This is a genomic window from Microbispora sp. NPDC049125, assembly GCF_040802045.1.
GTDB lineage: Bacteria > Actinomycetota > Actinomycetes > Streptosporangiales > Streptosporangiaceae > Microbispora.
Window position 1 is genome coordinate 1 of record NZ_JBEZDW010000051.1, and the last position, 20810, is coordinate 20810.

Annotated in this window: 21 protein-coding genes; 6 read left to right on the plus strand and 15 right to left on the minus strand. The window is 72.2% G+C overall.

Annotation, left to right across the window (positions count from 1 at the left end):
- Nucleotides 1-138: 138 nt before the first annotated feature.
- Together recG and AB0B72_RS36500 are read right to left on the minus strand one after the other, a co-directional pair.
- Nucleotides 139-2310 (minus strand): ATP-dependent DNA helicase RecG, encoded by a 2172-nt coding sequence (gene recG, locus AB0B72_RS36495; RefSeq protein WP_367744088.1) that lies wholly within the window; start codon nt 2308-2310, stop codon nt 139-141.
- A gap of 37 nt (nt 2311-2347) precedes the next feature.
- Nucleotides 2348-3907: a DAK2 domain-containing protein gene (locus AB0B72_RS36500; protein WP_367744089.1), complete on the minus strand. Its 1560-nt coding sequence runs from the start codon at nt 3905-3907 to the stop codon at nt 2348-2350.
- A 204-nt stretch (nt 3908-4111) separates the two neighbouring features.
- Between AB0B72_RS36500 and rpmB the strand changes: the two genes are divergently transcribed.
- Complete coding sequence (gene rpmB, locus AB0B72_RS36505) at nt 4112-4297, plus strand: 50S ribosomal protein L28 (protein WP_367744090.1); 186 nt, start codon at nt 4112-4114, stop codon at nt 4295-4297.
- Nucleotides 4298-4371: 74 nt separating this feature from the next.
- Here the strand turns inward: rpmB and thiD are convergent, their stop codons facing one another.
- The 3 genes from thiD to AB0B72_RS36520 all read right to left on the minus strand — a co-directional run bounded on the left by thiD (nt 4372) and on the right by AB0B72_RS36520 (nt 7893).
- The gene (thiD, locus tag AB0B72_RS36510; RefSeq protein WP_367744091.1) at nt 4372-5169 is read right to left on the minus strand and encodes a bifunctional hydroxymethylpyrimidine kinase/phosphomethylpyrimidine kinase; all 798 of its coding nucleotides are present in this window, start codon (nt 5167-5169) and stop codon (nt 4372-4374) included.
- A gap of 89 nt (nt 5170-5258) precedes the next feature.
- Nucleotides 5259-6827 carry a hypothetical protein gene (locus tag AB0B72_RS36515; RefSeq protein ID WP_367744092.1) on the minus strand — a complete coding sequence of 523 codons (1569 nt, stop codon included), beginning with the start codon at nt 6825-6827 and terminating at the stop codon, nt 5259-5261.
- 70 nt (nt 6828-6897) lie between these two features.
- Nucleotides 6898-7893, minus strand: coding sequence for a thiamine-phosphate kinase (locus tag AB0B72_RS36520; protein WP_367744093.1), 996 nt, complete (start codon nt 7891-7893; stop codon nt 6898-6900).
- Nucleotides 7894-7940: 47 nt separating this feature from the next.
- On the opposite strand from AB0B72_RS36520, the gene AB0B72_RS36525 reads away from it, so the two are divergent.
- Nucleotides 7941-8174, plus strand: coding sequence for an Lrp/AsnC family transcriptional regulator (locus tag AB0B72_RS36525; protein ID WP_367744094.1), 234 nt, complete (start codon nt 7941-7943; stop codon nt 8172-8174).
- Nucleotides 8175-8196: 22 nt separating this feature from the next.
- On the plus strand, nt 8197-8634 hold the full coding sequence (locus tag AB0B72_RS36530; protein ID WP_367744096.1) for a DUF3515 domain-containing protein: 438 nt from the start codon (nt 8197-8199) through the stop codon (nt 8632-8634).
- Between the two features lie 8 nt (nt 8635-8642).
- On the opposite strand, the gene AB0B72_RS36535 is transcribed toward AB0B72_RS36530, so the two are convergent.
- The 4 genes from AB0B72_RS36535 to AB0B72_RS36550 all read right to left on the minus strand — a co-directional run bounded on the left by AB0B72_RS36535 (nt 8643) and on the right by AB0B72_RS36550 (nt 13030).
- Nucleotides 8643-9758 (minus strand): D-alanine--D-alanine ligase family protein, encoded by a 1116-nt coding sequence (locus AB0B72_RS36535; protein ID WP_367744097.1) that lies wholly within the window; start codon nt 9756-9758, stop codon nt 8643-8645.
- Between the two features lie 40 nt (nt 9759-9798).
- Nucleotides 9799-11037 carry a PLP-dependent aspartate aminotransferase family protein gene (locus tag AB0B72_RS36540; protein WP_367744098.1) on the minus strand — a complete coding sequence of 413 codons (1239 nt, stop codon included), beginning with the start codon at nt 11035-11037 and terminating at the stop codon, nt 9799-9801.
- On the minus strand, nt 11034-12041 hold the full coding sequence (locus AB0B72_RS36545; RefSeq protein ID WP_367744099.1) for an NAD(P)H-dependent glycerol-3-phosphate dehydrogenase: 1008 nt from the start codon (nt 12039-12041) through the stop codon (nt 11034-11036). Before AB0B72_RS36545 ends, AB0B72_RS36540 begins: the two co-directional genes overlap by 4 nt.
- 68 nt (nt 12042-12109) lie before the next feature.
- Complete coding sequence (locus AB0B72_RS36550; protein WP_367744100.1) at nt 12110-13030, minus strand: lysophospholipid acyltransferase family protein; 921 nt, start codon at nt 13028-13030, stop codon at nt 12110-12112.
- Between the two features lie 77 nt (nt 13031-13107).
- Here AB0B72_RS36550 and cofC point away from each other — a divergent pair, with 77 nt between their 5' ends.
- Complete coding sequence (cofC, locus tag AB0B72_RS36555; RefSeq protein ID WP_367744101.1) at nt 13108-13764, plus strand: 2-phospho-L-lactate guanylyltransferase; 657 nt, start codon at nt 13108-13110, stop codon at nt 13762-13764.
- 54 nt (nt 13765-13818) lie between these two features.
- Here cofC and AB0B72_RS36560 read toward each other — a convergent pair whose 3' ends face one another.
- Nucleotides 13819-15321 (minus strand): MFS transporter, encoded by a 1503-nt coding sequence (locus AB0B72_RS36560; protein WP_367744102.1) that lies wholly within the window; start codon nt 15319-15321, stop codon nt 13819-13821.
- Between the two features lie 194 nt (nt 15322-15515).
- On the opposite strand from AB0B72_RS36560, the gene AB0B72_RS36565 reads away from it, so the two are divergent.
- Nucleotides 15516-16253: a TetR/AcrR family transcriptional regulator gene (locus AB0B72_RS36565; RefSeq protein WP_367744103.1), complete on the plus strand. Its 738-nt coding sequence runs from the start codon at nt 15516-15518 to the stop codon at nt 16251-16253.
- A 1-nt stretch (nt 16254) separates the two neighbouring features.
- On the opposite strand, the gene AB0B72_RS36570 is transcribed toward AB0B72_RS36565, so the two are convergent.
- Complete coding sequence (locus AB0B72_RS36570; RefSeq protein ID WP_367744104.1) at nt 16255-17481, minus strand: MFS transporter; 1227 nt, start codon at nt 17479-17481, stop codon at nt 16255-16257.
- Between the two features lie 248 nt (nt 17482-17729).
- On the opposite strand from AB0B72_RS36570, the gene AB0B72_RS36575 reads away from it, so the two are divergent.
- Nucleotides 17730-17930: a hypothetical protein gene (locus tag AB0B72_RS36575; protein WP_367744105.1), complete on the plus strand. Its 201-nt coding sequence runs from the start codon at nt 17730-17732 to the stop codon at nt 17928-17930.
- 135 nt (nt 17931-18065) lie between these two features.
- On the opposite strand, the gene AB0B72_RS36580 is transcribed toward AB0B72_RS36575, so the two are convergent.
- The 4 genes from AB0B72_RS36580 to leuC all read right to left on the minus strand — a co-directional run bounded on the left by AB0B72_RS36580 (nt 18066) and on the right by leuC (nt 20709).
- Complete coding sequence (locus AB0B72_RS36580; RefSeq protein WP_367744106.1) at nt 18066-18365, minus strand: HU family DNA-binding protein; 300 nt, start codon at nt 18363-18365, stop codon at nt 18066-18068.
- Nucleotides 18366-18416: 51 nt separating this feature from the next.
- A complete protein-coding gene (locus AB0B72_RS36585; RefSeq protein ID WP_367744107.1) occupies nt 18417-18677 on the minus strand; it encodes a hypothetical protein in 261 nt (86 codons plus the stop codon).
- Complete coding sequence (gene leuD / locus AB0B72_RS36590) at nt 18656-19243, minus strand: 3-isopropylmalate dehydratase small subunit (protein WP_367744108.1); 588 nt, start codon at nt 19241-19243, stop codon at nt 18656-18658. The genes AB0B72_RS36585 and leuD overlap by 22 nt, the downstream gene beginning before the upstream one ends.
- 80 nt (nt 19244-19323) lie before the next feature.
- Nucleotides 19324-20709: a 3-isopropylmalate dehydratase large subunit gene (leuC, locus tag AB0B72_RS36595; RefSeq protein WP_367744109.1), complete on the minus strand. Its 1386-nt coding sequence runs from the start codon at nt 20707-20709 to the stop codon at nt 19324-19326.
- Nucleotides 20710-20810: the final 101 nt, after the last annotated feature.

The window sequence follows — 20810 nt, forward strand, 5'->3', positions numbered from 1 at the left end:
CTCTTCCCCTCCCCGACGCTCTCCCGAGCTGCGCCCGTCCCTGGGCGGGCCCCGGGGTCTTTCCGGGGGGGTGGCCCGGGCGCTCAGCGCCCGGACCACCCTCCCTTTTTCCCCGCCGAACCTGTTTCCCACGGGCGGTCAGGCCTTTTCGAGGAACTCCGCCTGCTCGCCGGCCACCAGCAGGTCGAGCTCGGCGCGCAGGGCCGGGTGGGCGGTCAGCTCCGGGTCGGCGGCCAGCAGCGCCGTCGCCTCCTCGCGGGCCGTCTCGATCACCTCTTCGTCGCGAAGGAGCTGCAGCAGCTTCAGCGAGGACTTCCGCCCCGACTGGGCGGCCCCCAGGACGTCGCCCTCCCGCCGCTGCTCCAGGTCCACCCGGGACAGCTCGAAGCCGTCCAGCGTCGCCGCCACCGCGTCGAGCCGCCGGCGCGCGGGCGTGCCCTCGGGGGCCTCGCTCACCAGCAGGCACAGCCCGGGCAGGCCGCCCCGGCCCACCCGGCCGCGAAGCTGGTGGAGCTGGGAGACGCCGAACCGGTCGGCGTCCATGATGACCATGACGGACGCGTTGCGCACGTCCACGCCCACCTCGATCACCGTCGTGGCCACCAGCACGTCGACCTCGCCCCGCGTGAAGGACCGCATCACCGCGTCCTTGTCCTCCGGCGCGAGCTTGCCGTGCAGCACCTCGACCCGGAGCCCCTCCAGCGGGCCCTCGGCGAGCGCCCGCGCGACGTCGAGCACGGCCAGCGGGGGACGGCGCTCGTCGTCGCCCGCCTCCACGTCGCCCTGGTCGCCCTCGTCGCCCTCCTGGTCCCCGATGCGCGGACAGACGACGTACGCCTGCCGGCCGAGCCCCACCTCCTCGCGGACCCGCTGCCAGGCGCGGTCGAGGAAGTGCGGCTTGTCGGCGGCGGGCACGACGTGCGTGGTGATCGGCGCGCGGCCGGAGGGCAGCTGCGACAGCGTGGAGACCTCCAGATCGCCGAAGACGGTCATCGCGACCGTACGGGGGATCGGGGTGGCCGTCATGACGAGCACGTGCGGGCGCCCTCCCCCGCCCTTTTCACGCAGGGCGTCGCGCTGCTCCACGCCGAACCTGTGCTGCTCGTCCACGACGACCAGGCCGAGGTCGGCGAACTGGACGTGCTCCTGGAGCACCGCATGGGTGCCGATCACGATCCCGGCGGCGCCGGAGGCCGCGTCGAGCAGCGCGCTCCTGCGAGCGGCCGCGCCCATGGAGCCGGTGAGCAGCGCCACGGCCGTGCCCCCGAACATGCCGCCGGTCGCGAGGTCGCCGAGCATGGCCGTGATCGAGCGGTGGTGCTGCTGGGCGAGCACCTCGGTGGGGGCGAGCAGCACGGCCTGACCGCCGGAGTCGACGACCTGGAGCATGGCGCGCAGCGCCACCACGGTCTTGCCCGCGCCGACCTCTCCCTGGAGGAGCCGGTGCATGGGGTGCTCGCAGGCGAGGTCGGCGGCGATCTCCTCACCGACCTGCCGCTGCCCCTCGGTGAGCTGGAACGGCAACCCGGCGTCGAACGCGTCGAGCAGGCCTCCGGCGCTCCCGGGGCGCGGCCGGGAGAGCCAGGCGGACGCCGCCATCCGCCGCCGGACCAGCACGGCCTGGAGCGTGAACGCCTCGTCGAACTTCAGCCGTCCGCGCGCCCGCACCCAGTCGTCGGCGTCGCGTGGCCGGTGCACGCGGCGCAGCGCGTCCTCGAAGGCGGGCAGCCGCAGCCGCTCCCGCACCTCGGGGGGCACCGGGTCGTCGAGGCTGATCACGTCGAGCACCATCCGCACGGCCCGGCGGATCTTCCAGCTCGGCAGGCCCTGGGCGGACGGGTAGATCGGCACGGGAGCGGCGGCGAACTCCTCCGCCGTCTCGCCCGTCTCGTCGAACGACTCGTACTCCGGGTGGGTGAGCGAGACGCGCTTGGTCTTCCCCGTGGTGAAGACGCTCACCTTGCCCGAGAACATCGCCTCGGTACCCGGGGGAAGCCGCTGCTCGGCGACGTAGCCGCCCTTGCCGAAGAAGGCGAGGTGCAGCCTGTCCTTACCGTCGCTCACCTCGACGTCGAGCCAGGTGCCCTGCCGGTTCTTCATCGGCCGGCGCATCGCGGACGACACCTTCGCGACCACGGTCACGTGCTCGTCGTGCTCAAGCGAGGCGATGGGCGTCAGCTCCCCCCGGTGGACGTAGCGCCGGGGGTAGTGGCGCAGCAGCTCGCCCACCGTGGTGATGCCCAGCGCACTCTCCAGCGACGCGGCCGTCTTGCCCACCGCCCGCTTGAGGGGCTCGTCGAAGCTCGTCACGACACCAATTCCTACCCTGGCGGGCCGACATTCCGGCTCACTCGACACCGATGAGAAGGGGATAACCGCCCTGGCCGCCCTCGTACACGACCACCTCCAGGTCGGGGCGGGCCCGCTCCAGGTGGTCGCGTACGGCGTGGACGAGGCCGGGCGGCGGGTCCGCCCCGGTCACGAGCGTCACCAGCTCGCTGCCGCTGGAGACCAGGCGGCCGATGACGGCGACGGCGGTCGCGGCCAGATCGTCGCCGATCAGGGCCACCTCGCCGTCGGCCACGCCGAGGACGTCGCCGGGACGGCACAGCCCGGCGCTGGTCATCGCCTCGCGGTCGGCGATCCACACGTGCCCGTGGCGGGTGTGGCCGGCCGCGTCGGCCATCGCCACGATGTCGTCGTCGAAGCGCCGCAGCGGGTCGTGCACGGCGAGCGCGGCCAGGCCCTGGACCGACGCCCTGGTCGGCAGCACGCTGACCGTGACGCCCTCCTCGCGTGCCACCTCCGCCGCCGCCACGGCGACGGCGTTGACGCCGCCGTCGTTGGGCAGCACGGCGACCTCCGCGCCCGCCTCGCGGATGGCCTGGAGCAGCGCGGCGAGCGGCGGGGAGGAGCCGGGCTCGCGCCGCACCACGGTCGCCCCCGCCTGCCGGAACAGCGCGGCGAGGCCGTCCCCCGCCGCCACCGCCACCACGCCGCGGCCCTTGCTCGGCTCGTGCGTACGCGCGCCGAGGTAGGTCACACGGACGCGGTGCGGACGGCCCGCGCGCAGACCGGCCTCAATGGCCGCCCCGGCGTCGTCCACGTGGACGTGGACGTTCCACAGGCCGTCGCCGCCGACGACGACGAGGCTGTCGCCGAGCTCGTCGAGCTCGGCTCTGAGGCGGTCCACCTCGTCCTGCCCCGCGTCGAGGAGGTACATCACCTCGTACCCCGGGCCGTCCTCGGTCTCCACGGTGATCTTCGAGGTCGGGGCGGGCACGTCGTGCCGGTCGCTGTAGGCCTCGGCGACCACCTCGGCCAGGCTCTCCAGGATGATCGCCAGCCCGGCGGCCCCCGCGTCCACCACGCCGTTGCGTGCCAGCACGTCGAGCTGCCCCGTGGTGCGTCGCAGCGCCCGGCGCGCCTCGTCCGCCGCCCGCCGCGCCACCTCGGCGAGGTCGTCGGGGGCGTCCCGCACGGCTCCGGCCACGGCGGTGAGCACGCTCAGCACGGTGCCCTCCACGGGACGGACGACGGCGGCCCTGGCCAGCTCGGCGGCCTTGAGCAGGCCGTCGCGCAGGTCGGCCCCGCGCCCCTCGGCCTGCCTGAGCACCTCGGCCAGCCCCCTGATCGCCTGGCTGACGATCACCCCCGAGTTTCCCCGGGCGCCGAGCAGCGCGCCGCGTGCGAACGCCTGCCAGGTCGGGTCGCGGCCGGCGTCGCGGGGCAGGGCGTCGAGGGCCTCGGCAGCCGACAGGAGCGTGAGGTGCAGATTGGTCCCGGTGTCCCCGTCGGGCACGGGGAAGACGTTGAGCGCGTCGATCTCCGCCCGGGCCCGCCCCAGGGCCTGCGCGCAGTGCCTTGACCAGCGCCTCACGGCCGGGGGGTCGAGCACCTCCAGCATTCGGGCATCCTTCCTGCGACGCCACGGTGCTCGCATGCGCTACCGTTGGCGGATACGAGATTATGCCTGCCTCCTGGGGTCACCGTTTGGCGTGCACCTTCGGACATCGGATATCCTCGTACGGCCAGCCGGTTGTCCCGGCATGCTCGGACAAGCCGTTGTACCGGCGCCGGGCCGATCGACTGAATCAAAGGAGTGACTACCGTGGCCTCCGTCTGCGACGTCTGCGCCAAGAAGCCGATCTTCGGCAACAACGTCTCCCACTCGCACCGCCGCACCCGCCGCCGCTGGAACCCCAACATCCAGACCGTGCGCGCGGTGGTCAACGGGACGCCGAAGCGGATGAACGTCTGCACCTCGTGCATCAAGGCGGGCAAGGTCACTCGCTGACCTCCCGCACTCGCTGAGCCCGCCGCCGAGTCTCATCCCGGTGGCGGGCTTTCGCGTTCCCAGCACGTGAGGCGCTAGGCGGAGGCGCGCAGCCGCCAGCCGTGGTCGACCGGGCCGATGCCCGCTCCCAGAGGGAAGCCGTGCTCGATGGCCCCGGTCACGTACTCCTTGGCCAGCCGTACGGCGCCGGGAACGTCCTCGCCGAGGGCGAGATAGGACGCGATGGCCGAGGCCAACGTGCAGCCCGTGCCGTGGGTGTGCCGGTTGTCCAGCCGCCTGGCACGGAAGCGGTGCTCGGCCGAGCCGTCCGTGAGCAGGTCGACCGGCTCGCCGGGCAGGTGTCCCCCCTTGATGAGCGCCCATGTGGGGCCGAGCGCGAGCACGGCCTCCGCCGCCCTGGGCAGGTCGTCCTCGTCCTCCACCTTCACACCGGTGAGCTGCTCGACCTCCCACAGATTCGGGGTGACCACCGTCGCGACGGGCAGCAGCAGGCTCTTCACCGTCCCGACGGCGGCGGGCGCGAGCAGGCTGTCGCCGTGCTTGGACACGCCGACCGGGTCGACCACGACGGGCACGCTCACGGCGGACAGCACCTCGGCGACGGTCTCGACCAGCGCGGCCGAGGCCAGCATGCCGGTCTTGACCGCCTGAGCGCCGATGTCCCCGAGCACCGAGTCGAGCTGGGCCCGCACCGCCTCCGGGGGGAGCTCCCAGTAGCCCTGGACGCCCACCGAGTTCTGCGCGGTCACGGCGGCGATCACACTCATGCCGTGCACGCCCAGCGCCAGCATCGTCTTGAGGTCGGCCTGGATCCCTGCTCCGCCGCCGGAGTCGGAGCCGGCGATCGTCAGGACACGCGGAGGAGTCGTCATGCGCCCATCAAATCAGGACCTCACAGCGGGTGAGATCCGCCACCTGCCGCTCATCGCACAGGAGGTCGCCTCGGGACCTTCGTGAGCCCTCAGTGCCCGGACCGCCGGCGCTCGTGCGACGAGGTGGCGGCCACCGCGCAGTCGCCCCCGGCGAGCACGCATTCCCCGGGTGTGCGGGGGTCGCCCACGGCGTCGAACGCGATCCGCAGCTCGCCGCCCTCGGTGAGCGGGTCGCCAGAGGTGACGACCAGGGTGCCGCCGTCCTGCCGCCAGTCCGCCCCCTCGACTCCCGTGACCCTGCCGCCGACCGGCAGCTCGATCGTCCAGGAGGACAGGGCGGCCCCTTCGTTGCGTACGGCCAGCTGGGCGGCGTAGCCGCGCCGGTCGCGACCGGTGACCGCGAAGTCCACGCTGACGTCGCCCGGGGCGTCCGCCCTCGCCTGAGGGTCGTCGGCGTCGGCCGCCATGGGGGTGTCCGCGTCGTCGCCGGTCGTCCCTCCGGCCGCCGCGGAAGAGCCGGTGTCCGCCGGGGAGTCGCCGCCGGAGACCGGTGAGTCGTCCGAGGAGGCGGAGGTGTCGTCCGGCACGCCGGCGGGAGAACCCGTGGCCGACGGCTCGCGCGTGTGCTTGCCCCCGCTCGCCTTCGTCGTACGGGAGCCGGGGGTGGTGGGTGTCCCGGCGCCGGCCGGCGCGTCCCCGGCGGAGGGAAGGGCCGACGGGCTCGCCGATGAGGTTGGCCCGGCGTCGCTCCCCAGGTCACCGGTGTCGCCCGGCAGGGGCGCGGCGCTGTCCGGAGCGCCGAAGGTCCCCGGAGCCGCGGGGGCGGTGACGCCTCCGGCGGCGAGCGTGCCACCCGGGGCGGAGTCGCACTGGGCGGCGGTCGCGCATTCGGAGGAGGGCGGCTCCATGGTGAGAGCGGTCCGCCCGGCGGCCAGTTTCACGCCGCCGACCGTCAGGCCGACGGCGAGCACGACGGAGAATCCGGAGATGAGGGCCATCCGGCGCAGTCGCCGGGGCGGCCGCGGCTCGTCGTTCCATCCCGAGCCGAGGAAGCCGCGCCGGCCCTTGCCGTCGCGCTCATCCCCGGGGAGGGAGCCGTGCCGGCCCGTGCCGGCAGGCGTCCCCGACGCTCCCACGACGCTCTGCCCGCCCTTCGGCGCCGGTGCGCCGCCGGCGAGCGCGGAGCGGCTGGGCTCGTCGCTTCCCTTCCAGGCGGGGAGCACCCGTCCCCCCTCCGGGCCGAGCTCCTCGGTCCTCGCCTTCCACGGCTCTTCTGCCAGGCCGCTCCAGGCGGAGCCGGAGAAGGCCCCGGTGGCCGCCTCGGCGGCCAGGCTCTCGGGCGACAGCGCGGCGAACGGCGCCGTGTGATCCAGCCGCTGATCGTCGCGGTCCGGCCAGGAGGAGACATCGCGGTCCGGCCATGCCGGGGCGTCACGGCTGGGCCGGGCGGAGGCGTCACGGCCGGGCCGGTCATCGGCGGTGAGATGGCCCGGACGGGCGGGGGCGTCGCCGTCGCCCGGCAGCGCCGTTCCCACGGCAGGCGAGTCGGGCCAGCGGAAGGTCAGGCCACCGACCAGGCGGCCGGTATCCGCCGGATCATCCGGGGCCGGAGAGGGGTGGCCCTCCCCGGGATCTCGTGCTGTCGTGTGGCGACCCATGGCGGTCCTTCCTGTTGGCGACCGCCATACTTAATAACAGATCTAGCACGCCTTTGTCACAAATTTCACATCATCCCCTGAAGTGATCCCAGCCCCCCTTTGTCCTCGTATGTCCCTCCACCTGCACGTCGTGTCCCGCGACCACCCGGCCGATCGGGGTCCAGTAAGGCGGGAGTCGTACGCCGTCGGGGAAGGTCGCCGCGAGCGCGTGGTCGTCACCGCCCGTCAGCACCCAGTCCAGCGGATCGGCCCCCAGCTCGGCCGCGGCCTCCGCGATGATCTCCGGGATCGGCAGCGCGGCGGGGTCCAGCACGAGCCCCACACCGGCGGCCTCGGCGATGTGGCCGAGATCCTGCAGCAGCCCGTCGCTCACGTCCAGCATCGCCGTCGCGCCGAGCCTGGCCGCCTCCGGGCCTTGTGCGTACGCGGGCTGGGGCCGCCGGTGGGCGTCGATCAGCGCCACCCGGCCCGCCGCCGCCTCGCCCGGCACAGGATGGTGCGTCTGCGTCCCGCGGCCGCCCTCCAGCAGGGCGAGCCCGGCGGCGGCGTAGCCGAGACGGCCCGCGACCGCCACGACGTCACCTGGGCGGGCGCCCGCCCGGGTCACCGGCGGGCGGCCGCCGAGATCCCCGAGCGCTGTCACGCCGAGCACCACGATGTCCGAGCGGGCGATGTCCCCACCGGCGACCGACGCCCCGACCAGGGCGCACTCGTCGCGGAAGCCGTCGGTCAGCGCTTCGAGCCAGGCGACCGCCGTGTCGGCGGGCAGGCCGAGCCCCACGACGATCGCCGTCGGGTCGGCTCCCATGGCAACGACGTCGGAAAGGTTCTGAGCCGCCGCTTTACGGCCGATGTCATAGCCACTGGACCAGTCGCGGCGGAAGTGCCTACCCTCGATCAGGAGGTCCGTGGTCACAACTACCCGGCCGTCGGGCGCCGCGAGGACGGCGGCGTCGTCTCCGGGGCCGAGCAGCACCTGCGCTCCCTGCGACAGACGTCCGGATATACGCTGAATCACTCCGAATTCGCCGAGATCTCCGACTCTGATGACACACCCCTTGTGCATTCGAGGTACGGTTACGCTCCGGCACTGATCTCTACCCGGAGGGCGTCATGGTGCAGGCTTACATCCTCATCCAGACCGAGGTCGGCAAGGCGGCGAACGTCGCGGGGGAGATCGCCTCGATAAACGGCGTCACCAAGGCAGAGGATGTCACCGGCCCCTACGACGTCATCGTCCGCGCCGAGGCCCGCAACGTCGATGAGCTGGGCAAACTCGTCGTGGCCCAGATCCAGGCCGTGGAGGGCATCACCCGCACGCTGACCTGTCCGATCGTCCACATCTGATCGGACACCCGGTGGTCGAGCGATGCTGAGCACGGCGCGCGTGGCGGCGGCCGCCGCCGCACTGGCGGCCCTGGCGGCGTGCTCGGGGACGGTGCGGATCGAGCCGCCGGCGCCCACAGGGAAGGCGGCCGAGGCCTGCGCGAAGCTCGGCCCCGCGCTCCCCCGCACCCTCGACGGGCTCGACCGGGTGGCCACCGAGCCGTCGTCACCGTACGTCGCGGTCTGGGGCGCCGGGGAGATCGCGCTGCGCTGCGGCGTGGACCGGCCCGCGGCGATGTCCCCCACCGCCGAGGTCTCCGACATCAACGGCGTCGGCTGGTTCGCCGACCCGCGGGCCGGGACGCTGTTCACCGCCGTCAACCGGGTTGCGTACGTCGAGGTGACCATCTCGCGCGAGCACCCCGCCGGGGCGGTGCTGGTCGATCTCGCCGCCCCGATCAAGGCCACCATTCCCGAGTAGGGCCCGGCTCAGCGCAGGCCCGGCGCTCGGCGCAGCGCGAGCTGGATCAGCCGGTCGACCAGCTCCCCGTACGGCAGGCCGGTGGCGGCCCACAGCTGCGGCGCGACGGACAACGACGTGAAGCCGGGCATCGTGTTGATCTCGTTGACGATCAGCTCGCCCGACGGCGTGTAGAAGAAGTCCACCCGGGCGAGCCCCTCGCAGCCGAGCGCCTCGAACGCCCGCACGGCCATGGCGCGCAGCGTCTCCATCGTCTCGCCGGGAATGTCGGCCGGCACGTCGAGCGCCATCTGCCCGGCGAAGTACTTGGCCTCGAAGTCGAAGAACTCGTGCTCGCCCTGGACCAGCACCTCTCCCGGGATGCTCGCCTCGGCGGCGGCGTCGTCCAGCGACTCCAGCACGGCGCACTCGATCTCACGCCCGGAGATGGCGGCCTCGACCAGCACCTTCGGGTCGTGCGCGCGGGCCGCCTCGATCGCGGCCTCCAGAGACTCGGAGTCGTGCGCCTTGGAGATCCCCTGGGACGACCCGGCGCGGGCGGGCTTGACGAACACCGGCCAGCCGAGCTGCTCGATCTCCTTGAGCACCCGGCCCCGGTCCAGGCGCCAGTCGCGGTCGCGCACGGCCACGTACGGCCCGACCGGCAGCCCGGCGGCCTGGAGCACCACCTTCATGTACGCCTTGTCCATGCCGACGGCGCTGGCCAGGACGCCGGACCCGACGTAGCGGACGCCGGCCATCTCCAGCAGGCCCTGGATGGTGCCGTCCTCCCCGAACGGGCCGTGCATCACCGGGAAGACCACGTCGACGCCGCCCAGGGAGCGCGGGATCTCACCGGGCTGGAGGGCGACGAGCGCCCCCGGCTCCGACGGAAGCGCGAGAGCCGTTCCGGTGGCGTCCACCTCGGGCAGGGTCCCCGACTCGATCGCGTACGCCTGGTCGTCCGACGCCAGCACCCAGCGTCCGTCCTGGGCGATGCCGATGGGGACGACCTCGTACTTCGACCTGTCGATGGCCTCAAGCACGCTGCCCGCCCCCATGAGGGAGACGGCGTGCTCGGAGTTCTTGCCGCCGAATACGACTGCCACGCGCACGCGCGACCCGGGCTCGCGATCCTCGTTCATGATGCCCGAATCTACCCTGTTCGAGGGGCAAAATGGCTTGTCAGCCGCGCGTCGCGGTTGTCGTGCCGAGCGTGTCGAGTGCCTGGGTGACGTCCATCACGATGTCCTCGGCGTCCTCCAGCCCGATCGAGAACCGTACGGCTCCCGCGTCCACGCCGGACAGGGCCTCGCCGGAGCGGGCGGCGGAGGCGAGGTGGGAAGCCCGGGTGTGGGTGCCGCCGAGCGACGAGGCGACACCGGTCAGCCGCAGCGCGTCGGCGAGCGCCATGCCCGCCGCGTATCCGCCGTGCGGCACCACGGTCACGCACCCGCCGAACCGGGTGCCCTCCGGGCCGGAGTCGAACAGGTGGCGGGCGAGCTGGTGGCCGGGGTGGGCCGCCAGCCCGGGGTAGTCGACCCGGCGGACGGCCGGGTGCTTGGCCACAGCGGCGGCGAACTCCATGGCGGTCGAACACATCCGGCGCACGCGCAGGGTGAGCGTCTCCAGCCCGCGGCGCAGCAGGAACGCGTCGTCCGGGGAGAGCGAGGCGCCGGTGTCGATCCTGACCTCGCGGATCTGCGCCATCAGGTCGGGCCGGCCCACCACCACTCCCCCGGTGCAGTCGTCGTGGCCGCCGAGATACTTCGTGGCCGAGTGGACGACGAGGTCGGCGCCGTGCTCCAGCGGGCGGCAGACGATGGGGGTGGCGGTGGAGGAGTCGACGACGAGCAGGGCCCCCGCCTCACGGGCGATCCGGTACAGCCCCCGCAGGTCGGCGACCGACATCGTGGCGCCGGCCAGCGTCTCCGCGTACACGACCTTCGTCGTGGACCGCACGGCCGCGTGGACCCGCCGCAGGTCGGCGTAGTCCACGAAGTCCGCCGTCACCCCGAACCGGGACAGCACGCCGGTCAGCAGCGAGTAGGTCCCGCCGTACAGCGGGGCGGGCGCCACCACGTGGGATCCGGCGCGCAGGAAGGTCATGAGGACCGCGTTGATCGCGGCCATGCCGGAGGAGAACGCCTCGCCCGCCACGTCCTCCGGCGCGGCCGCGCCCTCCAGCGCCGCCACGGCGGCCGCGAACGCCGCGACCGTGGGGTTGTCGACGCGGCTGTAGGCGAAGCCCGGCCCCCGGCCCGCGAGGACGTCGCCGTACTCGGCCGAGCTCTCGAAGCCCCAGGCGGCGGTCCGCCACACGGGCAGGCCGATCGGCACCTGCCGGGGCAGCGGAGGAGACGGCAGGTGGACGGCCCTTGAGTTCTCCCCGAGCATCCGGCGAGCGCGCCTCGCGGAGCTCATACGCCGTAGCGCTCGGGCTTGGGCGTCCGTGACATCAGCAGCATGGCGGCCTCACCGGGGGTCATACCGTCGTGGACGACGCCGACGACCACTTCGGTGATGGGCATCTCCACATCGTGCTTCCTGGCCAGTTGCAGGACCGATTCGCACGACTTGACTCCTTCTACGGTCTGCTTCGTCGCCGCGACGACCTCGGCCATGGTCATCCCGCGCCCCAGATTCTCCCCGAAGGTGCGGTTTCTGGCCAGCGGTGACGTGCAGGACGCGACGAGGTCGCCCATGCCGGCGAGACCGGCGAACGTGTGCTGGTCGGCGCCGAGCGCCGCGCCCAGCCGGGCGATCTCGGCGAGCCCCCTCGTCATCAGCATGGCGCGGACGTTGTCGCCCAGGCCCATGCCGGCCGCGACCCCCACCGCGACGGCGATCACGTTCTTCACCGCGCCGCCCAGCTCGACGCCCACGACGTCGTGGTTGGTGTACGTGCGGAACCACGGCAGGTGGCAGGCGTCCTGCAGCCTGCCGGCCACCTCCTCGTCCGCGCAGGCCACCACGGTGGCGCCGGGCTGCCGCTGGGCCAGCTCGCCGACCAGGTTGGGCCCCGACACGACCGCCACCCGGCTCTCCGGCACCTGCGCCACCTCGCAGATGACCTCGCTCATCCGCTTGCACGTGCCGATCTCGACGCCCTTCATCAGGCTCACCAGGACCGCGCCGTCCGGGATGTGCGGCCGCCAGGCGGTGAGGTTCTCCCGGAGCGTCTGCGCGGGGACCGCGAGCACGACGAAGTCGGCTCCGCGCATCGCCTCGGCCGGGTCGGTGGTGGCCCGGAGCGTCTCGGGAAGCGCGAGGCCCGGCAGGTAGTCCGGGTTCTCGTGGGTGTCGTTGATCGCGTCGACGACCGCCGCCCTCCGGCCCCACAGCGTCGTCCGGGTGCCCGCCTCAGCGAGGATCATCGCGAACGTGGTGCCCCACGAGCCCGTACCGAAAACGCCCGCCCTGCTCACTGGTCGCACCTGTCTCTCTTGGTCCGGCGGGCCGGCTCCCCGCCGTTTTTCCTCACCGTACGCCCGGGTCAGCCGCCGGCCGCGTTCTTGGGGTCGTAGGGGACCTCGGGCGCCTTCTCGTCGCGGATCTCGGCGAGCAGGGCGGTGACGGCCGCCATGATGTCCGCGGTCGCCTCCCGCAGGACCGACGCCCGCAGGGGCAGCCCGGCGTACTTGGACAGGTCGACCGGCGGCCCGGCCACCACGTGGAAGGTCGTGCGGGGCAGCAGCCGCGGCTTCTTCGCGCCGTACGGCAGCAGCTCCTGGGCGCCCCAGTGGGCGATGGGGATCACCGGCACGCCGGTCGTCAGGGCGAGCCTGGCGACGCCGGTCTTACCGGTCATCGGCCAGTTGCCCGGGTCCCGGGTGATCGTGCCCTCCGGGTAGAACAGGATGGACGCACCGCCGCGCAGCCGCTGCTCGGCGGTCTTCAGCGACTGGGTGGCCTCGGTGCTGCCGCGGTGGACGGGGATGGCCTGGAGCTGGGTGACGGCATGGCCGAGCACCGGCACCTTGAAGATCCCCGCCTTGGCGAGGATCGTCGGCCAGCGCCCGTTGTTGTAGAGGTAGTGCGCGAGCAGCACCGGGTCCGACCAGGACAGGTGGTTGGCCGCGATGATCAGGCCGCCGGTGCGCGGGATGTGCTCTCCCCCGCGCCACCTCCGCTTGACGAACAGGCGCGACAGCGGCTTGACGATGACGACGGCCAGGGCCTCCCAGAAGCGCGGCGGGCGTCCGGCGCGGCGGCCCGGCGTCGCCGGGACGGCCTCGGCGTCGCGGGAACGCGCGACGGGGCGCGCGGCTCTCGCCGGCACGGCCGGATCAGCGGGCGCGGGCTCGACCGCGGGCTCAACCGAGGGCACTGGCGCGGCGGAGGACGGGACCGTGGGGTCGGGGGCGCTGGGGAACGGTTCCTCCGCGCCGGACGGTCGCTCGCTGGGCTGGCTCACTGGGTCTCCAAATCACCGGGATGCGGCACAAGTCTCCCGGTTGGCCGTGGGCAATGTCGAGGCGGGATGCTACAACCATGCAGCTCGCACGATGGTCCATTGTGGTGCCGGTCAAAACCCTGATCCGGGCGAAGACCCGCCTGGCCGGAGCGGCCGGGCCGTACCGGACGGACCTGGCGGTGGCGGTGGCGAGCGACACGGTCGCCGCGGCGCTGCGCTGCCGGCTGGTGGCGCGCGTGGTGGTGGTGACGGCCGACCCGCTGCCCGCCGAGCGCCTGGCGGCGCTGGGCGCGCACGTGGTGAACGATCCGGACATGGGGCTCAACACGGCGCTGCGCGCGGGCGCCGCGGAGGCCGTACGGCTCGCGCCCGGCGACGCCGTCGGAGCGTTACAGGCGGATCTGCCGGCGCTGCGGCCCGCCGAGCTGGAGGCGGTGCTGGCGGCGGCGCCGCAGTTCGAGCAGGCGTTCCTCCCCGACGCCGCCGACGTGGGGACGACGTTCTACGGCGTACGGCCCGGTGTGCCGTTCGTGCCGCGGTTCGGCGGCGAGTCGAGGGCGAGGCACCTGTCGGGCGGGGCGAAGGAGCTGACCCTGGCCGGTGTGTCTTCGGTGCGCCGGGACGTGGACACGGTCGAGGACCTGCGGGAGGCCGTTGCCCTCGGTCTCGGCCCCGCCACCTCGGCTGTCGTGCCCCTCTTCCTCCGGGACGGGTTCGTTCAGGACGGCCCGTGACCCCGCGGCGGAAGCCACGGGGTCACGGGCGGCGGCGGGGACGCATGGCGAGGGTCACGCGGCGACGGTCTCCGCTCCCTCTTCGACCTCCTCACGGGCGTGCCGCGGGAGGAGGAAGGCCACCGCGAAGGTCAGCAGCAGCATCCCGGCGACCACCCACAGAGTGATCTTCATCGCGTCGCCGAAGCCGTCCGGGGTAGGCACGTTCCCGAGCACGTCGAAGAACACCGTGCCGAGCAGCGCCACCCCGAACGCGTTGCCGAGCTGCTGGACGGCGGTCAGCGTGCCGGACGCCGAGCCCGTCTCGTGCTGCTCGACACCGGCGAGCACGATGTCGAAGAACGGCGCCATGAGCAGGCCCATCCCGATGCCGCCCACGACCAGGCCGGGGGCGAGCTGCCACGGCGTCACGTGCATGCCGGTCACGCTCACCGTGTAAAGCAGGCCGAGCACGCCGAGGGTCATGAGCAGGACGCCGGCGTGCAGCACCTTGCGCCCGAACTTCTGCACCGCCTGGGCGATCCCGAAGCCGACGATCATGCCGGCGGACATGGGCACCATCGCCAGGCCCGCCTTGAGGGTCGAGTAGCCGAGCCCGATCTGGGTGTACAGGTTGAGGGCGAGCATCATTCCGGCCATCCCGGAGAAGAACACCATGCCGGTCAGGAGCCCGCCGGTGAACGCCCGTTTCCGGAACAGGCTGGGAACGATCAGCGGGTCCCCGCCCCGGCGGCTCCTGCGCGCTTCGAACCAGCCGAAGAACCCGAAGACCACGACCGAGGCGGCGAGCATGACGAACGCCCACGCCGGCCAGTCGTTCTCCCGTCCCTGGACGAGGGGGTAGATCGCCAGGAAGCCGCCCACCGACGCGAGGGCCACCCCGGGGATGTCGAGCTTGAGCGGGTGGGGCGAGCGCGACTCGGGCAGGAAGCGGAGCCCGGCGAGCAGCGCGGCCAGGCCCAGCGGCAGGTTGATGAGGAAGATCATGCGCCAGCCGGTGCCGAAGTAGTCGGCGTCCACCAGCCAACCGGCCAGGATGGGGCCGCCCACCGCGGACAGGCCCATGATCGGCCCGAACATCCCGAACGCCGTCTGCATCTCCTTCGGCGGGAACAACTCTTTGATCATGCCGAGCCCCTGCGGCAGCATGACGGCGCCGAAGAGCCCCTGCAGCACCCGGGCGCCGATCAGCATCTCAGGCGACTGCGCCACCGCGCAGAGCAGGGACCCGATCGTGAACCCCACGGCCCCGATCAGGAACATGCGCTTGCGTCCGAAGATGTCCCCGAGCCGGCCGCCGGTGATCAGGCCCACGGCCATCGACAACGTGTAGGCCGCCCCGAGCCACTGGATCGTCGCGCCGGAGCCGCCCAGGTCGGCGCGCATCGTCGGCGCCGCGATGTTGGTGACCATCGCGTCGAGGAGGTCCATGACCTCCGCGGCGAGGATCACGAACAGAGCCGCCCACCGCCATCGGTACGGCGGCGTCTCGGCCGCCGTACCGGCCGGCGGAGCCGTCAGGGAAGGGGTGGACGGCGGCGCGGGTGGGTTTCCCATTGTCCCTCCAGATCTTTTGAACAGCGTTCATGATTTAGTGAGCACTGTTCTACACTCGATCAGCGTTCATCCGCAAGTATGACGTTCTTACGATATATCTCGATCTCTCCGTGAACAAGATATGTCTCGATACAGAGCGTCGTTCGTCCTGGGAAGCACTGTTCATTACGATGGCTGGGACAGCGGAGGTCCCCATGAGTCAGCAGGATGTGCCCGTACCCCCGTGGGAGCGTCCGAGAAAGCGCCCCGCCCCGGCACGCGTGCCCCTGACCCGGGAACGGATCATCGACGCCGCCTTCGCCGTGCTCGACCGCGAGGGCTACGACAAGATGAGCATGCGGCAGGTGGCCGCGGAGCTCGGGGTCGCCGTCTCGGCCCTGTACGCCCATGTGAGCGCCAAGGACGAGCTGCTGCAGCTGATGTACAACCGCATGTTGCGCAGCGTCGAGCTGCCCGATCCCGACCCGGAGAACTGGCAGGAGCAGATCAAGGAGTTCGCGCGGGACGGGCGGACCCGGATGCTGAGCCACCGCGACATGGCCAGGATCTCGATGGAGCAGACGCCCTTCACCCCCGAGCTGCTTCCGCATATCGAGAAGCTGCTGGCCATCTTCCGGCAGGCCGGCCTGCCTGATCGGGTCGCGGCGATAGCGGGCGACATCCTGTCGACGTTCATGGACGGGTTCATCCTCCAGGAGTCGATCTGGCAGGGACGCCGCGTCGAGGCCGGCGAGTCCGGAGGCACCGGAGACAAGGGGTGGCCGGAGATGCGCGCCGAGATCCAGAAGTACTTCGCCGCACTGCCGGCCGACCGGTTCCCGAACATGGTGGCGCTGGCCGACCTGATGGTGGACGAGTCCAACGACTACCGGTTCGATCTCGGCCTGGACATCATCCTGCGAGGCCTGGCCTCCTACATCGAGGAGAAGTGACCTACCGGACCGAACGGATCCCGGGAGTCGCCAGCACGGGCACGTGGGCGAGGGAGTAGCAGGCGCAGGCCGCCACGAACGCGGCGCGCACCCCGGCGAGCTGGCCGAGCGTGCCGGCGAGCAGCCCGCCCAGCGGCATCGCACCCCACATCAGGAAGCGCATGGTCGCGCTCAGCCGGCCGAGCAGGTGCGGCGGGCAGATCGACTGGCGGTACGCCCCCTGGACCACGCTGAACACCGTGCCCGCGAGGCCGCTGAGCGCCAGACCGGCGGGGAAGACGAGCAACCGCCATCCCGGGCCGGTCAGCGCCACGGGGAGCATGAACGCCGCGGCGAGCGCGGCCGATCCGTACATGGCGGGCCCGGTCCCGAGGCGCCGGGCCACCCGTGGCGCGAGCCAGGCGCCGCCCACGCCTCCCGCCGCGCTCGCCGACAGCAGCAGGCCGTACGCGGCCGGGCTCACGCCCACCTCGCGGATCAGGTAGAGCGGCAGCGTGGCCGTCCACAGGCCGAACGCCAGCATGGTCAGCGCGCCGGTGACGGCGACGACCCGCAGCACGGGATGGCCGGCCACGAACCGGACCCCCTCGGCGATCTCGGCCCGCAGGCTCCCCCGCCGCTCCTGGAGACGCTCCTCCCCCGCGCGGACGCCGAGCAGCAGCACGGCGGAGACGGCGAAGCTGACGGCGTCGGCCAGGATCGCCACCGGCGCTGTGAGCAGCTGCACGAGCCATCCGCCGATCCCGGGGCCGGTGAGCTGGGCCAGTGAGAGATTGCCCGCGAGCGCGCCGTGGCCGCGCGTCAGGTCCCGCCCGTCGACGATCGCGGGGAGGTGACTCTGCTGGGCGACGTCGAAGAAGACCGTGCACAGCCCGGTCAGGAGCGCCACACCGTACAACTGGGGCAGTGAGAGCACGTCCAGTGCGGCGGCGACGGGGACCGACAGCAGGGCGGCGGCGCGGATCGCGTCGGTCACGACGAGGACGGGCCGGCGGGGCATCCGGTCGACCCAGGCCCCGGCGGGCAGCCCCACCAACAGGAACGCCAGCATCCCCGCGGCGGTGAGCAGGCCGACCTGGAACGGGCTCGCATGAAGGGTGATCGCCGCCGTCAGCGGCAGGGCGACCAGGGTGATCTCGCTGCCGAGCTTGCTGATCGCGTCCGCCCCGGCGTAGCGGCGGAAGGAGGGGACCTGCCAGAGGCTACGGGTCCCCTCTCCGGCTGTCATGCCGGGAAATCCTCGCAGGAGCCTCGTCCACGGTCAAAAGGTTTCGCTTCGCGGGCAGATCGTTCGCGTGCGGGACGAGGACTGCCGCAACAGAGGCCACCAGGGGGTCGCGGGAGGGGCTCGCGGGAGGGGCTCGCGACCGGGCCGCGAGGCTGGTGAGGCCGGGGGCGCGATGGACGGCGAGTGGACGGGTGGGCCGAGGCCGGTGAGGGCGGGACCCAGCCGAGGCCGCCGAGTACGCTGATCGCGTGCAGGCCACGGTGAAGACGTTCGACCGCGCGACCCGCTCGGGCTCGGTGTTCCTCGACGACGGGACGGAGATCCCGTTCGACGCGGAGGCGTTCGACGCGGGGCCGCTTCGGCACCTGCGCCCCGGCCAGCGGGTCGCCCTCGTGATGGCCGGCGGCCGCGTCACCTACGTGACGCTGTCCACGTTCCCGTTGCCGTGACCCGTGAAATCTTGAACCCGTGAACCCGTGAATCTGGGAACCCGCGCCGCCCGACGCCGGTGTGCGCCGTTGTGCGGAGACACGAACGGCGCCCGGAAGGATCCGGACGCCGTCCCTGGCCTGGTTGTGCGCCGCCTACTTCTTCTTCGCGGACGCCTTGCCGCCGGCGTTGACCTGCTCCTTGAACTCGGCACCCGGGCGGAACCTGGGAGCCCAGCTCTCGGCTACCTTGATCGGATCGCCGGTCGAAGGGTTGCGAGCCGTACGAGCCGGCTTGTGCACCATCTCGAAAGCGCCGAAGCCGGTGATCGAGACCTTGTCACCGCCCGCGACCGCGTTCTGGATCGCGTCAAGGACAGCGTTGACCGCTTCGGTAGCGGTCTTCCTGTCACCGACGCGATCAGCGATCGCGTCGACGAGTTCCTTCTTGTTCATTTGGTTCCTCCCCCTTACGCGCTTTGAAATTAGGGGACGAGGAAGCGGGACTCAATCACCGGGGGGCATGTTTCGCCTGCTCGGCGTGTCGGATACGCCGTCCAGGTAGGCGATGAAGGCGTCCAGCCGGACGGCCGCATGGCCTATGTCCCGCTTTGCCACGTCACAGATGGAGAGCAGCCGTCGAGTCAGGCGAGCCCGCTCCTCCTGTGGTAAGGCTAACGCCCTGACGCGGCGATGCGCATCACGCAGTCGCCGCGCCAGCAGGACTTCCAGGGTCTGATGATCGTTCAGACGGTCGTCGGCAGCCATGGCTGCCGTCCATTCTCGTACTCGCCGATCGCGTCCGCGTGACGCAGGGTCAGCCCGATGTCGTCGAGGCCCTCCAGGAGCCGCCACCGCGTGTAGTCGTCGATCTCGAACGAGGCCACGAGGTCGCCCATGCGCACCTGCCGGTCGACGAGGTCGACGGTGATCTCCGCCGACGGGTCGGCCTCGACCGCGGCCTGCAGGCGCTCGACCACGTCCTCCGGCAGCACGACGGGCAGCAGGCCCATCTTCGTGGAGTTGTTGCGGAAGATGTCGCCGAACCGGGCGGAGATCACGGCGCGGAAGCCGTACTGCTGGAGCGCCCAGACGGCGTGCTCGCGCGAGGAGCCTGTGCCGAAGTCGGGTCCGGACAGCAGGATCGAGGCGTCCGCGTAGGCCGGGTCGTTCAGGACGAAGGACGGGTCCTCCCGCCAGGCGGCGAACAGGCCCTTCTCGAAGCCGGTACGGCTGACCTGCTTCAGCCAGACGGCGGGGATGATCTGGTCGGTGTCCACGTTGCTGCGCCGCAGCGGCACCGCGCGGCCGGTGTGTGTGGTGAAGGCATCCATGAGTGATCTTTCCTAGGACAGGTCGGGACGGGTGGGCCGGCCGCTGGTCACCCGCCGGGACGGGCAGAGCCGGCTGCGTGTCACAGGTCGGCGGGCGCGGTCAGCCTGCCGGTCACCGCGGTCGCGGCGGCCACCTGCGGCGACACCAGGTGCGTACGGCCACCCTTGCCCTGGCGGCCCTCGAAGTTGCGGTTGGAGGTCGAGGCGCTGCGCTCGCCCGGCTGCAGGATGTCGGGGTTCATTCCGAGGCACATGGAACATCCGGCCTCGCGCCACTCGGCGCCGGCGGCCCTGAACACCTCGTGCAGGCCCTCCTGCTCGGCGGCCCTCTTGACCTGCATCGAGCCGGGGACGATCAGCGTGCGCGTGACGACGGTGCGCCCGCGCAGGATGTCGGCGGCGGCGCGCAGGTCCTCCAGCCGGCCGTTCGTGCAGGAGCCGACGAACACGGTGTCGACCTGGACGTCGCGCAGCGGCGTGCCCGCCGTCAGGCCCATGTACGTGAGCGCCCGCTCGGCCGCGGACCGCTCGACCGGGTCGGCGAAGTCCTCCGGGGACGGCACGACCGAGCCGAGCTGGACGCCCTGCCCGGGGTTCGTGCCCCAGGTGACGAACGGCGTCAGCGTCGAGGCGTCGATGTTCACGACCTTGTCGAACTCGGCGTCGTCGTCGGTGCGCAGCGTCTTCCAGTACTCGACGGCCTGGTCCCAGGCGACGCCCTCGGGGGCGTGCGGGCGTCCGCGCAGGTACTCGAACGTGGTCTCGTCGGGGGCGATCATGCCGGCCCGGGCGCCCGCCTCGATCGACATGTTGCAGACGGTCATCCGGCCCTCCATGGAGAGCCCGCGGATCGCCTCGCCGCGGTACTCCACGATGTAGCCCTGCCCGCCGCCGGTGCCGATCTGGGCGATGATCGCCAGGATGAGGTCCTTCGCGGTGACGCCGACCGGGAGCTCGCCCGCGACCTCGATGGCCATCGTCTTCGGCCGGTAGGCGGGCAGCGTCTGGGTGGCGAGCACGTGCTCGACCTCGGAGGTGCCGATGCCGAACGCGATGCCGCCGAACGCGCCGTGCGTCGAGGTGTGCGAGTCACCGCAGACGATCGTCATGCCGGGCTGGGTCAGGCCGAACTGCGGGCCGATGATGTGCACCACGCCCTGACCGGCGTCGCCCATCGGGTGCAGCCGGACGCCGAACTCCGCCGCGTTCTTCCGCAGCGTCTCCACCTGCGCGCGCGACACCGGGTCGGAGATCGGCCCGAGCACGGTCGGGACGTTGTGGTCCTCGGTGGCGATCGTGAGATCGGGCCGGCGCACGGTCCGCCCGCTGAGACGGAGGCCGTCGAACGCCTGAGGGCTCGTCACCTCGTGGATGAGGTGGAGGTCGATGTAGAGCAGGTCGGGCTCGCCGTCGGCGCGGCGTACGACGTGCTGCTCCCATACCTTCTCAGCCAGTGTGCGACCCATAGGTGTAACGCCTCCTTGCGTTCGACCCCCGGATGTCTCTTATCATGAGACGCAAATATCGGGATATGGACACTGTATCTCGTGAATCCCAATATTGCGTT